General features: G+C 58.7%; 12 protein-coding genes. 3 read left to right on the top strand and 9 right to left on the bottom strand.

Translation table 11 applies throughout. The features are described 5' to 3' along the window. The first annotated feature begins 128 nt into the window (after positions 1-128). The 3 genes from ACP146_RS14340 to ACP146_RS14330 are packed head-to-tail and all read left to right on the top strand — an operon-like array spanning position 129 to position 4,347. Positions 129-602, top strand: a complete 474-nt coding sequence (locus ACP146_RS14340) for a hypothetical protein (RefSeq protein ID WP_422367432.1) — start codon at positions 129-131, stop codon at positions 600-602. Continuing rightward, positions 599-3,709, top strand: a complete 3,111-nt coding sequence (locus ACP146_RS14335) for an HsdM family class I SAM-dependent methyltransferase (RefSeq protein ID WP_422367431.1) — start codon at positions 599-601, stop codon at positions 3,707-3,709. The genes ACP146_RS14340 and ACP146_RS14335 overlap by 4 nt, the downstream gene beginning before the upstream one ends. After that, positions 3,706-4,347: a hypothetical protein gene (locus ACP146_RS14330; RefSeq protein WP_422367430.1), complete on the top strand. Its 642-nt coding sequence runs from the start codon at positions 3,706-3,708 to the stop codon at positions 4,345-4,347. Before ACP146_RS14335 ends, ACP146_RS14330 begins: the two co-directional genes overlap by 4 nt. Positions 4,348-4,591: 244 nt before the next feature. On the opposite strand, the gene ACP146_RS14325 is transcribed toward ACP146_RS14330, so the two are convergent. Genes ACP146_RS14325 through ACP146_RS14285 form a run of 9 tightly spaced genes read right to left on the bottom strand, consistent with a single transcriptional unit; the run spans position 4,592 to position 13,677 of the window. Next, entirely contained in the window at positions 4,592-5,221 is a 630-nt protein-coding gene (locus ACP146_RS14325) for a histidine phosphatase family protein (protein ID WP_422367429.1), read from the bottom strand. Between the two features lie 2 nt (positions 5,222-5,223). Continuing rightward, positions 5,224-6,138 (bottom strand): ABC transporter permease, encoded by a 915-nt coding sequence (locus ACP146_RS14320; protein ID WP_422367428.1) that lies wholly within the window; start codon positions 6,136-6,138, stop codon positions 5,224-5,226. A gap of 7 nt (positions 6,139-6,145) precedes the next feature. Continuing rightward, the gene (locus tag ACP146_RS14315) at positions 6,146-7,084 is read right to left on the bottom strand and encodes an ABC transporter permease (RefSeq protein WP_422367427.1); all 939 of its coding nucleotides are present in this window, start codon (positions 7,082-7,084) and stop codon (positions 6,146-6,148) included. Then, the gene (locus ACP146_RS14310) at positions 7,081-8,565 is read right to left on the bottom strand and encodes an alkaline phosphatase family protein (protein ID WP_422367426.1); all 1,485 of its coding nucleotides are present in this window, start codon (positions 8,563-8,565) and stop codon (positions 7,081-7,083) included. Before ACP146_RS14310 ends, ACP146_RS14315 begins: the two co-directional genes overlap by 4 nt. Continuing rightward, entirely contained in the window at positions 8,562-9,314 is a 753-nt protein-coding gene (locus ACP146_RS14305) for a glycerophosphodiester phosphodiesterase (protein ID WP_422367425.1), read from the bottom strand. The genes ACP146_RS14310 and ACP146_RS14305 overlap by 4 nt, the downstream gene beginning before the upstream one ends. Then, positions 9,292-10,305, bottom strand: a complete 1,014-nt coding sequence (locus ACP146_RS14300; RefSeq protein WP_422367424.1) for an ABC transporter ATP-binding protein — start codon at positions 10,303-10,305, stop codon at positions 9,292-9,294. Before ACP146_RS14300 ends, ACP146_RS14305 begins: the two co-directional genes overlap by 23 nt. Then, on the bottom strand, positions 10,302-11,132 hold the full coding sequence (locus ACP146_RS14295; protein WP_422367423.1) for an ATP-binding cassette domain-containing protein: 831 nt from the start codon (positions 11,130-11,132) through the stop codon (positions 10,302-10,304). Before ACP146_RS14295 ends, ACP146_RS14300 begins: the two co-directional genes overlap by 4 nt. Positions 11,133-11,181: 49 nt before the next feature. Further along, the gene (locus ACP146_RS14290) at positions 11,182-12,786 is read right to left on the bottom strand and encodes an ABC transporter substrate-binding protein (RefSeq protein WP_422367422.1); all 1,605 of its coding nucleotides are present in this window, start codon (positions 12,784-12,786) and stop codon (positions 11,182-11,184) included. Positions 12,787-12,819: 33 nt separating this feature from the next. After that, positions 12,820-13,677, bottom strand: a complete 858-nt coding sequence (locus ACP146_RS14285; RefSeq protein ID WP_422367421.1) for a MurR/RpiR family transcriptional regulator — start codon at positions 13,675-13,677, stop codon at positions 12,820-12,822. Positions 13,678-13,818: the final 141 nt, after the last annotated feature.

The following is a 13,818-nucleotide window of genomic DNA, read 5'->3' as shown; positions in this document are numbered from 1 at the left end:
GCGCAACGGAGGCGCGTGACATCGACAGGGTTGACAATCGAGATAGAGAACAAAATATGAGCATTTGTCGATTGACAAAGGTGTCGAAGCAGTTCAGTTTGTTGCTAACAACAATCTGATGCGTTGCTATGAAGTACACACCTGCGCAGTTCAGGGACGCGGTCGGCGTAACCCAGGAGACTTTCCGCCATTGGCGGGAGGTACTGCCGGTGTTCCAAAACCGTCCCGGTTACGCACCAGAGTTTTCAATCGGCGACCTCGTCACAGGAGCCGTGATCCGACAACTGCGTACTCAGTTGGGCGTCAAGGTGTCTAGCCTCGCCGAGCTATCGCTGGCTTTGGGAGAAGCTTGCGGCAAGGAGCCTTGGGCGATCATGCTGGAGCGTGTCCTCATCCTCGACGTGAGCATGGGTGTTTGCGTATTGCAGTCCGATCGGACTGTTAAAGAAGGCGACGGTCTCTTCATCGTGATGCCGCTGAAGCCGATTCTTGCTGAACTGAGTGCTGCGCTTACACGGAACGGCGTTGATCCCCAGCAGCCGCTCTATTTGCTTCCAACTGAAGTTTCGTCGTCAGGCAAACGAAAGGCCGGCAAGTCATGATTGCGCCGCCCGAACCACTAAGCGCTGACTGGAAGTCCAAGCTCGATCTTATGAATCGACACGCGCCCGATGTTTTCGAAGTCGGCGATGACATTCGCGATACGCCCTACGCTGACGCCGTGCGTACTAGCCTCGGCGAACTCGGGTTATCCACGGTGTTCTGCGTCAATGGTGTTCCGACTATCGCGATCCGGCAAAGCGATAAGTACGATCAGAATGAGGTTTTGCAGATTCACGCGGCACTTTGGAATCAGGGCCTTGCTAGCGTACTTGTCATCATTACCGGAGACGTCGTCCGGGTGTTTTCACTCGCGAAAGCTCACGAAAGAGATAATGACGCTGAATTTGAAGACCACTGCTTAATTGAGACACTCGACGCCACAGCTTCCGCTCTGCAATTGCAGTCGCTTGTTTCTGGTGCGGAGACTGGCCGTCTTTGGCATGAACGTCGCGAGTATTTTCGTCCAAATGAACGAATCGACGCAGTTCTTCTAAACAACTTAGAAGAGACGCATGATTTGTTGACTTCTTTGGCGCTTTCGCCAAATGAAGCGCAAGCGATCCTCATACAAACAATGTTCATTGCCTATCTTGAGGACCGCAATGTAATTGGTGCGGATTACTTCCAACAGGCGACACAAGGTGCGCACACAGCGTGGGCCGACTTGCTGGCGACTGGCGATGTTCCGGCAATGGAACTTTTGTTCAGACAGCTAAGAAATGACTTCAACGGCGACCTTTTCGTCGCGCCCTGCTCCTTCTCTAAGGTCGACGGTAACACACCTGTTAAGGACCACCACCTTCACATTCTTCAGCGCTTTCGTCTGGGTAAAGAAGAGATGGCTGGCTCGGGTGGCCAAATGCAGTTTTGGGGGTATGACTTTAGGTATATACCCGTCGAACTCATTAGTGCGGTCTACGATCGATTTCTTGGCCACGACGTATCATCACGAAAAGAGACCGGTGCGTTTTATACGCCGATGTTTCTTGCAGACAGCGTGGTTTCGTCAACTTGGCCATTTCTGAGTGAGGTTCAGAAGGAGAAGGGGACATTCCTTGACCCCGCTTGCGGGTCAGGAGTGTTTCTCGTGCGGAGCTTTCAACGGCTTTGCGAGCATTGGCGCGAAAGCCGAAATCACCTGACCATTCGATGGGATAGTCTGCAAAAAATGCTCGGCCGTATTCACGGTCGCGACATCAACTCTGGTGCCGTTCGCGTAGCAGTTTTTTCCTTGTACCTTGCGCTGTTAGAGCAGGTTTCGCCACCTGATTTGCGAAGGCTGCTAGATAGAGGGCGATTGCTTCCGCCTTTGTGGGGCCGAACGCTCGTTGCGGGTGATTTCTTCGACGAGCAAAATGATGATGATCGCTATGACGTGATTGTCGGTAATCCTCCTTGGACTAGCCGTCGCGGTGGGGATCGAACCGCCTTTCGTTGGAGCGTCAAGAACGGCTATCCAAACCCCAGTAAGGAAGAGGCTTGGGCTTTCACATGGAAAGCGCTCTGCCACCTTGAACGTAATGGCGTTGCGGCATTCCTTCTTCCTGCAATGGGGTTCTTACATAATCACTCCGCAGCAAGTGTAGCTGCCCGTGTAAGGCTGTTTGAAGATGCGCGTGTTCTTCGCGTTGTGAATTTTTCTGATCTTCGTTTCCAACTCTTCGAAGGCGCGATTAAGCCGGCGGCTCTTCTCGTTTTTGGTCCCAATCCGGACCCTGAGGATAACTACGAGTTTGAGTATTGGACTCCAAAAGCAGATCTGAATCTGTCCATCAAAAGGTTCATCACGCTTAGCAGCGCCGACAAAGCTGTGCTGCAGTCATCAGAGGTTTCCGGCAACGGATTGCTTTTTAAGTATCGACTTTGGATGCACGACCCCGACGCAAAGCTGTTCGCGTTTCTTTCCAAACTTCCACGCTTGGGCGACTTTGTCGAACAACACGGGACGATGACCCGTACCAAGACTATCCGCAGCGATCAGTGGGTAATCGGACAGGGCTTTCAGCCGCTGCGTAACGAGAGTGATTCTCCGACTGCGAAAACGAGCGAGCATGTTGGGACGGTGCCGCACCTGCCAATCACTGCACTTCAGGCGATTGCCCTGGGGCATGCCAACCTGGAGCCATGGGATACTAATGTAGTCCGCCGAGTTGGATTCGAAGATGGCTTCATTGGGCCGCGAGTCCTTGTGCCACAGGGCGTTCAGACCTCGCGATGGAGGCTGGGTGCCACCTATGTAGAGGCACCGCTGACATTTCAGGATAGTATCCAAGCGATACGTGCGCCCAGCGAAGAAGCTGATCAAGCGAAATTCTTGGCCGCCTACATCAATAGTAGGTTGGCGATTTGGTTCGCGTTCCACGGCACTGGCTATATTGGCGTCGATCGGCCAAAGGTACAGCAAGCGGAATTGCTGACCCTCCCGTTGCCGTCGCCGGACGACCTGGTGGACCAAGAGGCTGCGAGACGGGCAAGATCTGATCTGATAGCACTCGTTGACCGGAGACTCGCCAGATCAAATGAGATTCTGACGGCCGTCAACGACGAAGAGGTCGAACTTCGAGAGATTGATTGGCTGGTCTATCGGTACTTCGGATTAACCGAAGACGAGATTGTTTTGGTCGAAGATGCTGCCAATTACATTTTTCCAGCAGCTCAACCTCATGCCGGAACCTATCCGGAGTATTGGCGTCATACTCTTTCGCAGGAACGTGAGGAATATGCCGAGTCGCTGAGGTCCCGTCTTTCCGTTTGGCTTCAAAATGGCAACAATCCGAACATCCGCCTCGTCGCAAAGAATCTGGATTTTGCGGTCTTGGAGTTGTCTTTGACTTCTAGTCGCAAGAAGCGTGATTACTCAGAAGATGAGAGCACGGCTCTAGCTGAAGTTATTGATCGCCTATCCAAAGTTCTTGGAAGACCGATCAACGAGAACTTCGTACTCATACCCGACCTAAGGTTTTTTGTCGGTGAATGCCTCTATCTAGTAAAGCCACTCCAGCGGCGCTTCTGGCTCAGATCTAGGGCTTTGGCTGATGCTGACAGCATCGCCATCGATCTTGAGACGCTTGCGAGTTCTGCGAGTATCCGAGGCCAAACCGCGTGATAGTTGGGGATGCGGAGGCCTGGATAAATCAGTTTCGTCGATTTGATGAGCGACTGTTACCGCGGATTGTTCGGATCGTACCTAAATGCGTCGCGAAGCTGGGTAGGAATGCGCTCGAAGATGATATCACGCTAAATCTCGTCAATCGGCTTGCTGTTGATCCCATTGCACGAGGGATAGTGTTTTTCGAGTATCAACATCATCCGTCAACGGTAGACGAGATAGGTAGCGAAAAAAGTACTGGCGAGATAGATTTCGTTGCCCACTTTTCTCGCACTCGCAAAATCTATCTCGCGTACGAGTGTAAGCGTCTGAACATTCCTAGTGGATCTAGCAAGAAGTCACTAGCAACAGAATATGTGAAAGAGGGCGTTCATCGATTCGTTACGGAGCAGTATTCTGAAGGCCTGCCCATGGGATGTATGCTCGGTTATGTTTTGGATGGTGATGTGCCTGACGCAAACGCGAAGGTTCGAGGTGCTTTAAAAAAACACGAGTTGCAGATCGCTCTTGATGGTGAACCCGTTGATTTAGAAAGCATCCAATCCGCGCTTCGCTTCAGTTCGAGGCATAAGCGCGCGAAGTCAGGATTGCTGATCGAGGTACGACATTCGTTGGTCTCATGCATGTCATGTTGATATCTGTCCTGGCCGCTCCGATTTGGCTCGGTCCAATGCGGAAACTATGGTCGGTGTATCAAGCCGCGCCTTGGAAAAGGCCCTGCTGCTGACGACGGTTGCGTGCCCCCGCAACCAAAACACAAGGACCCGCTATTTGGCGGGTCCTTGTGTTTTTGCTAAAGCCTCCTGGTCCGCCAGGAGGCTTTATTGGTTGCGGGAAACCGGTGACACATTTACCTGACGGTTCGTCGATCTCGAAACGCTATCGTGACCGACTCGCCTCCTTTGGCATCGCGCAGACGTCGACTTGCCAGCTTGCGGATCCGGCGCTGGGGCTGATGATGACCGGCTGGGCATTGGGCAGTTTCACAAGCTGCGGCAGCAGGCCGAGTTTCTGCGCAATAACCCGATAGATTCCGGAATGGGCGACGATCAGAACCTGTCCGAGCTCGGTTGCTTCGCGCAAGCCGCTGAAGGTCCGGGCGCGGAACTGATCCAGGGGCTCCGCGCCGAGGGGAAGTGGGTGCTCGACTTTTTCGGCACGTGGCCGGCCTTCGGCCTCGCCCCAACGTCGCTCCATCAGGTCAATGATGGGATCGGCGACACGGTGGCCGGTACGCTCTGCGATGATCGCGGCCGTTTGTCGGGCCCGCTTCAACGGGCTGGTGCAGATCATATCGAAGGTAAGGCGCTTCAAAACGGCGGCCGCGGCCTCAGCTTGCTCGACGCCACGGGCCGTGAGGGCTACGTCGCGCTGTCCTGTCGTGACCTTACGGAGATTTGATTCGGTCTGCCCGTGCCGAATGAAAAGGAACGGTCGACGTTCAATAACCTGCGCATCGCTCGGCGAGGCAATCTCGTCCTTTTCGGAAAGTGAGTGTTCAGTTGCCATGATTACTGTCCGCGCAGGGTCGGATCAAGGCGGTCGCGCAACCAGTCTCCAACGATACTTATGGAGAGGGTGGTCAGAAAGATCATGGAACCCGGCAGCACCGCAATCCACCAGGCGAGCAGGAGATGAGAACGGCCGGCGCCCAGCATCTGCCCCAGGCTGGTAAGGGGCGGTTGGATTCCGAGGCCCAGAAAACTCAACGATGTTTCCAGCAGAATTGTTTGCGGAAAGTTCAAGGTGAACTGCACGATCAAGACATTCAGGATGTTCGGAAGGATGTGAAAGGCATAGACGCGGCCGGGCCGGGCCCCGAGAGAACTGACCGCCACCGCGTAGCCATGGGTTTTCGCCGAGAGCACCATCCCTCTTGTCAGGCGGGCGAAGGTTTCCCAGCCGTAGATGCCCATCACAAGGATGAAGAGCACGAGCCCGCCGCCGAAAAAGGCGAGAATTGCCAGGGCGATGAGCATGAAGGGCAGGGAAGCCTGCACATCGACCATCATCATAATGGCCTCTTCGACGGCGCCGCGAAAGTGCGCGGCGAGGAATCCCAGTACGGTTCCGACGACGGCGCCGATGGTCGCGCCAAGCAGGGCGATCAGGATGCTGAAGCGCGTTCCATAGATCAGGCGGCTGAGCACATCGCGACCAAGATCGTCGGTGCCGAGCAGGTATTTGACGTCTCCGCCCAGGAACACCGGCGGCTTGAGACGCTCGAGCAGATCCTGGCTGCGGTAGTCGTAGGGCGCGATCAGGTCGGCGAAGACGAAGGTGAAGAAAACCACGGCGAGAAACGCTAGGGCCAGAATGACCAGCGGCGGGTACTTGGCTGCCCGCACCGGCAGGTCCGTATCGTCGTCAACCGTACCCCTTGGGTTCGGGTGATCCTTGCTGAACGGTCGCAGTGTCTGGAACATGCACCGATTACTCCTGATCGCTGGCGCTGCTGGCACGGACCCGCGGATCGATCCAGCCATAGAGAATGTCGACCAGAAGGTTGGTCAGGACCATGGAGCAGGCGACGATGATGAGCACTGCCTGAACCACAGCGAGATCACGCGAACTGACGGCGTTCACAAGAAGACGTCCAACGCCGGGCCAGGCAAAGACGGTCTCGACAATGATCGAACCGGCGATCAAATCCCCGAGCTTCAGGCCGATCACCGTGACGATTGGGATTGCGGCGTTCGGCAGGGCGTGCCAGCGGATGCGCGTTGCATGCGGAAGGCCCTTTGCCTTTGCTGTGCGCATGTAGGACTTGTTCAGGACCTCAAGCATCGCCGATCGCGTGAAACGCGCCAGGGTGCCGGCGATGTGGGTGCCCAGCGTCACGGCGGGCAGAATGATGTGCAGGGCGGTTCCGCTGCCGCTGCTTGGCAGAACCCGCAGGCTGAGGGAGAAGACCAGAATAAGGATGATGCCGAGAAAGAAATTCGGAATGCTGAAGCCGAACACGGCAAAACTCATGACAAAGCGGTCTATCGGCCGGTTGCGGTTCAGTGCCGCCAGGATTCCAAGGGGAATCCCGAGCATAACGGCCAGAAGAAAGGCAGTAAGGCCGAGGCGAAGGGTGTTGGGGATCGCGCCGACAACCAGATCCAGGGCGGGTGTCTCGTCGGATAGCGAGATTCCGAAGTCACCGACCAGAACGTTGGCGATGTAGCTGAAGTACTGTTCGTGCAGGGGCCGATCGAAGCCGTATTTCTTGGTGTAGTGCTCGATCACCTCCGGTGGTGCCTCGTCACCGGCAATGGCGGTGATCGGGTCGCCGGAGACCTGTAGTACCGTGAAGGTGAAGGTCACGATCAACCAGACCGTCACCAGAGCGCGGACCAGCTTGATGAGAAGGAAGTTCAGGTTCATCGCCCTGTGTTCTCCAAGAAGCCCTCGACGATGTATTGGCTCCCGCCGAAACGCGCAGTTCTCAGGTGCTGGCTGCCATGCCGGGCTTCGATGACATGGTGCTGGAATCGGACTTCCCCGTCGGCCTTGCCAGCGGGGTTCAGGAAAGCCTCATGAAGGACCCGGCCATCGACACCTTCGGGTATCGGCAGATCCAAGGCTGTCAGCACTGTCGGCAGGATGTCGACGATCCCGGCTGGTGCATCGAGGTTGGCTCGGCTTCTGAAGAGATCGCCACTCAAGGCCAGCAGGTTCTTCACCTCGCGCCGATGCAGGCCCCCGTGAAGCGAGCCGCCGAGGGGAACTTCGCCGGCGAAAAAGCAGCTGCCGTCGATGCCGGCCGCGTTGGGCCGATCGTCGGCGCGCATCAGGAAGAAGAGTTCCGGTGAACGGGCGTGGTCGTTGAAGACCAGTTCCGGGTCGAAGGTGCCCGCCACGCCCCCCTCGATCCCGTTCCCACCGGCTGTGAAGACCAGGCCACACCAAGGCTGGTCCGTCAACCAGGCGACGAAGCGCGTGACCGCGCGCTGATCCGGCTTGGCGCAATGAAGGGCGCCGACATAGCCGGCGGCACCGGCGAAGGCGTTGCCGTTCTCGAAGTTACCGCTGACCCCGATGCCGCTGCTGCTCAGCGCGCTGCTCAGATCGATATTCTCGCGCGCCGTAATGTGGCCGTGGTCCGAAATCAACACGATCTGGATAGGCCCGCCAACTGCGGCTGAATTCGCCCAGTCGATAAGCCGCGCAAATTCCTCGTCAAGCGCCGCGAGGCTTTGTTCGGCCGCCTCGGACCCCAGCCCGCAGTGGTGAAAGGTGTGGTCGGGATCGTTGTACCAGAGCAAGGATACGTCCGGCCGGTAGCGCGGAAAGATGCCTTCCAGGAAAATCGTCGTCTGCTGTCGCATACGCGCGCTGTTGGGAAAGCCCGCCGCCGCCGGGGGGCCGAAAAGCCGCTGCATCTCTGCGGCGACGTCGTCTGGCGTGGATGCTGCCCAGTCGCGCAGGGTCAGGCTGATCTGCCGGTTTTGCCTGGCGCGCGGGTTGACCAGATGGGTCGTGCCGGCACTGCCGGAGGAGACCACCGCAAGGCTTTTGCCCGCTTTGGCGAGGAGGTCGCCAAGGGCAGGCGCGGTAACGAAGGACCCGGCGTAGGCCTGCTCCGCCCGCTGGATCGACTCGCGCTCGCCGCTGTGCAGCAGCCGGTCGGGGAAGACGCAAGGGTCGAAGAACTTGTTCGCCACGATGCCGTGGCGCGAGGGCTGTGTGCCGGTCCCCAGGGTGGCGGCGTTCACCCTAGTTGCGGAGGGAAAGACGCAACGGCTCTCGGTGAAGGTGCAAGAAGCCTCGATGAAAGCGCTCAGGTTCGGCGTCAGCTCGGCGTTCAGCAGATCGGGCCGCAGGCCGTCCAGCACCACGATCAGGAAACTAGTCGCGTCTCTCACGGTGCTACCGCTCGCTTCGTCTCTACGGCAAGGGAGGGGTCGTTGAGCAGCAGACCCTGGATGCCCAGGTTTTTCAGCTTGGCGATTCGCGCCGGACTGATCTCACCGACGGTCGTGCTATTCTTCCGCCGGTCGGCGGTGACCCAAATCGGATGGTTCGCCTGTCGCAGTTTGCGTATCGCCGGAAGGTCGAGCTCATTTTCCCAAACCCTGATGGCATCGGCGCCGGCCGCCAGCCAACCATCAAGATCCTCGTAATCACCCGGCAGCGCGAGACTGCGGGCCTGCGGCAGCACTCTGCCCAGGTAGACAAGCTGATCCAGCGCCCTCAACCCGAAGACCGTACGTTGCGACATTTCCGCTGCAACCACAGCCCGAATGACTGCATCGAGCAGCCTGAGATCCTTTGTCTTGTGGTCGACCAGCAGCCGCCTGTCGCGCGCCCGATCCAGCGTCATCAGTGCCAGCACTTCCGGCAGGAACGCCAGGGGCTGGCTACTTGCCGAGATCTGCCGAAGGTGGTCGGCGGGGCTCTTGGCGATCTCGATCCGATGACCCGTCAGCCTCGACAAGTCGGCATCGTGGCAGCACAGGACCGCGCCGTCCGCCGTCAAACGGGCATCCGTCTCGATCAGGTCGGCACCGATCTCCAGGGCCGCTGCATGGCTTTGCAGGCTGTTTTCCGGGAACCGGGCCGAATAGCCACGGTGCGCGATGACGAGAAACTCAGGCATCGCGAGGCGGCTCATCAGTGAGAAGGTGGCAGGCCGCACGCTGGCCGGACCCGAGGTCGGTAACCTTCGGTGGCTCGGTGGCGCAATGTGGCAGGGCGAAGGGGCAGCGGGTATGAAAGCGGCAGCCGGATGGGGGATTCAGGGGGCTAGGCGGGTCCCCCTTCAGGACGATGCGCTCCTGCCTCAACGAGGGATCGAGAACCGGGATCGCCGATATCAAGGCCTTGGTGTAGGGGTGGTGGGGGCTTTGAAAGACCTGCTCCGACGGGCCTTCCTCAACGATTTGACCGAGATACATGACGGCCACCCGATGGCAGAGCTGTTTCACCACCTTCAGATCGTGGGAGATGAAGAGGTAGGAGAGGCCGAGGTCACGTTGAAGCGTAGCCAAAAGGCTCACGACCTGCGCCTGCACGGAGACGTCGAGCGCCGAAACCGGCTCGTCGCAGATCAGGAGCCTGGGGTTGAGAACCAAGGCGCGGGCGATCACAGCACGCTGCGCCTGACCGCCGCTGATTTCATGCGGAAAGCGCGCTTTGATGTCGGCGGAGAGGCCAACGGCCGCCAGCATCTCATCGACCCTCTCTTCGCGCTCTTTCGCGTTGCCGATAGCATGGATTTCCAGGGCTTCGCCGACCTGTCTGCCGATCGCCAGGCGCGGGTCGAGCGCCGAGAGCGGATTCTGGAAGATCATCTGCACTTCGCGGCGCAGCAGTCGCAGCTCTTCTCTTGAGAGCCCGGCCAGGTCTATGCCCCGATAGTGAACGCGTCCTTTGGTCGGTTGATCGATGCCGGCGACGATTCGGCCGGTCGTCGACTTCCCGCAACCGCTCTCTCCGACCAGCCCCAGTGTTTCCCCGGGCCGGATGGCAAAGCTGACCCCTTCGACCGCGCGCACGAAACGGCGCTTCGCGAAGGGCATGCGGCGGGGTTTCATGAAATGCCGCGTCAGGCCATCGACCTGCAGCACGCTCGGCGAAGGGATGTCGGCCGCGACCGCTGTCACGGGGCCTCCCGGGCCGGGTTTCCATAAACCGGCGATGGGGCATCAAGGCGCGGCACGAGCCGCAAGAGCTCCTGTGTATAAGGGTGAGAGGGGTGGGCAAGAAGCTGTTCGGCGGTATCGCCCTCCACCACCTCGCCCCGGCGCATCACCACCACGTCGTCGGCCATCTCGGCAACAACGCCGAAGTCATGGGTGACAAAGATGATGGCCATGCCCAGATCGCTCTGAAGATCGCGCAAAAGGTCCAGTATCTGGGCCTGAATGGTGACGTCGAGAGCCGTCGTTGGTTCATCGGCAATCAGCAGACGGGGCTGCCCTGCCAGGGCCATGGCAATCATGGCGCGCTGATTCATGCCACCGGACAATTGGTGCGGATACTCCCGCAAGCGTTGAGCCGCTTCCGGTATCCCGACCCGATCCAGCAGGCTCTTCGCCTCGGTCGTGGCGGGGTTCCCGGTCAGGCCACGGTGCAGTTTCAGGCTCTCAACGATTTGCTGGCCGATGGTGTGGACCGGATTGAGCGAGCTCATCGGGTCCTGGAACACCATCGATATCGCCCGGCCCCGGATCTTCTCCATATCCGCTTCCGGCAAACTGCGCAGATCATTGCCATCGAACAGAATCCGGCCCGCACGCACCCGCCCGTTTCTCGGTGTCAGCCCAAGCAGCGCATGGCAAGTGACGCTCTTTCCGCTGCCGCTTTCGCCGACGATGCAGAGGGTGCGACCGGCCGCGACGGAGAAAGATACGTCCCGCACGGCATGGACAATCGCCTCTTCCGTACGGAAGGCGATGTCCAGGTTTTCGACTTTGAGCAGAGTTTTCACAGGGCCGGGCTCTGGGCCGCCGTGGAGCCTCTCCACGGCGGCCGCGGCTTCATCCATCTGTCCGCAATGTGAAGTTGGACGGGCGGAAGTCCATGAAGAACAGCGAGTACGGCGTCCAGTCGACCCGGTTGTTCATCGCAAAGCTGACAAGGGGGTTGTAGAGAATGGTCATCGGCATGTCGTCTTCGAAGATATCCAGCATCTCCGTGAACACATCTCTGCGCTCGGCCATGTTGTCCATCCCGAACAACCGGTCTGCCATTTCGTTGAAAGCGGGGGCCGGCTGGAAGTATTTGTACTTTCTTTGGGTCGATGCGTTGGGGCCCCAGTTGGCGATCAGTGCGCCGGTCGGATCCGGAATACGGTATGTGTTGGACCAGGCATAGATCATGGTGTCTTCTTCGCGTACCTTCTTGAAGCTTTCGACGAACATGAGCTTTGAGTTGATCCCGACATCGCGCCACATCTCCTGGATCGCCTGCGCGGTCTTCACGTTGTTGAGGTAGTAGCCGGGGATAAGGCGGTAAACGATCTCCTCCCCATCGTATCCGCTCTCCTTGATGAGCTGCCTGGCTTTTTCCGGATCGAAGACATAGCCGGCACGGTCGCTGTCGTACATCGGCCCGAAGGAAGGAAGTTGATGGCCCTTTGGTGTGAAGGTCTGGCCCTTCCACAGACCGTCGATCAGCTTCTGGCGGTCGATGGCAAGACTAAGGGCATGGCGCAGCTTCTTGTCCTGCAGCTGCGGATGCTGGGTGTTGAAGACCAGCACATGGCTGTTGTCCAGGGTTACCGTCTTCATCGTCACGTCGTCGTAGCGATCGAGCACCGCCCATTGATCCGGCGGTACCTCGACGGCAATATCGTACTCGCCGCTGACGACGCCGGCGATCCTGGCCGATACTTCCGGTACTTCCCTGAAGGTGATCGACTCGGCGCTCGGCCTGCCCTCGAAGTAGTCGTCGTGGGAAACCAGGGTGACGCGATCGTTCTTTTGATAGTCCTTGAACTTGTAGGGCCCGGTTCCCACCGGGTTCCAGCGCAGCGCCTTCGCGGCTTCATCCAGCCAGAGCGCCGCTTCGACCCCGTCTTTGCGAAAGGCATTCAACGCCTCGTCACAGACGATAAAGGACGTGTAGCTGGACAGGCGGTGCTCAAGCACTAGGTCCGGCCTTTCGGTCACGAAGCGGACGGTAAAGTCGTCGACCTTCTGCACCTCGGCAACGTGGCTGAAGTAGATTCGGCCTTTTGGGTAGAAGGAACCGGCACCACGCAGGCGCTCCGGCGAGAAAGTGGCGACAACATCGTCGGCGGTGAAAGGGTTGCCATCGTGGCAGGTGACATCCTGGCGCAGCTTGAACTCCAGGGTTGTCGGGTTTATCCGCTCCCAGGAGGTCGCGAGACCCGGCAGCAGCCGCGTGCCGCCGTCTGCCGCCGGGGTTATGAAATCGCGTCGGATCAAGGTATCGAAGATCGAATAGTAGACCCTAACGTCGACGGTGCCCGTCTGATCCCCGGGGTCCAGCGCGCGCGGCAGTTTGTTCACCGCGACGGTGATCCCCGGTCGTTCCTCGGCAAGGGCCAGCGGTGCGAACATCGTCGAGGAAGTGATTGCCAGGACGCTGGCGAGAACTTTCTTACCTAGACCCGTCATTTCTAAGTCTCCCTTGTTGTCTGCGGGTCGTGACTATCGGTCAGTCTCGCCACGGCGTTTGCCAAGTCGCTTGTTCGTGTCAGCCAGGCGTTCGAGGGATCGCATCGACTTCCCGTCGTCCTGCCGTGACAGCTCGAGGATCAGAACGTTGCAGATCGCCATCGGCACGGTCAGTGACTGCGATGTGCCCTCCGGACCGCGGGACGCGGCGAGCAGAATGTCCGGCTTTGGCCGAATGATGGGACCGATCAGATCGCTGATGACGATGCACCGGACACCGCGCTCGACCGCGAACGACATGAGTTCTTGGAGTCCGGCGGGGATGGAGCGAAAAGCAAAGCTTATGAGGACATCGTCCGCTTCGAGCGGCGTGATCTGCTCCGGCGTTTCCCAGTCGATATGCTTGAAACCACGGGCCTGGTAGCCGGAACGTGTCAGGCGGCGCGTTAGAAGATCGACCAAAGCCGAGGCATGCCCGCGGCCGAAGATCCGGATCTCCTTGGCGGCCATCAGGGCGTCAACGGCGGCATCGATCTGCTCCTGCGCGATGTGGGTCGGCACGTCTCGCAGCGCCTCGATCTCGCTCTCGATCACGGCTTCCAGAAGGGAGCCGTCGCCCATCTTGTCCAGCCGTTGGCGCACCCGCAGAGCCGGGTCGCCATCGGAGGTCAGCTGATCGCGCAGCTGTGCGCGCATCTCCGGGTAGCCGTTGAAGCCAAGCTTCTGCGCCAGCCGAACCGCTGACGTGCCGTGCACGCCCGCCGCTTTCGCCAGATCATGGACCGAGAGGTAGGCGCTGCCTTTCGGATCAGAAAGCAGGACCGAGATGAGCTTTCGATCCGCCCCGGTCAGCCGGCCATCGTATTTCTCGACGATGTCTCGCAGCTTCATCGACCCCGTCCTCCCGTTGGCGCCGCCTTTTCTCCGTACAGAGCAGAGGCTTGCCCGAGAGTATAGCGGCGGAAGAAGAGTTTGCAACAATAATTGCAAATTACAAAAAGCGCACCAATTGTTGCGTTATTGTGACGGCAC

Origin of the sequence: Pelagibius sp. (assembly GCF_965249265.1) — a bacterium.
In the GTDB taxonomy this organism is placed as follows: domain Bacteria; phylum Pseudomonadota; class Alphaproteobacteria; order Kiloniellales; family Kiloniellaceae; genus Pelagibius.
Note: the sequence above shows the minus strand (reverse complement) of the source record. Positions and strands in the feature narration are given on the sequence as shown.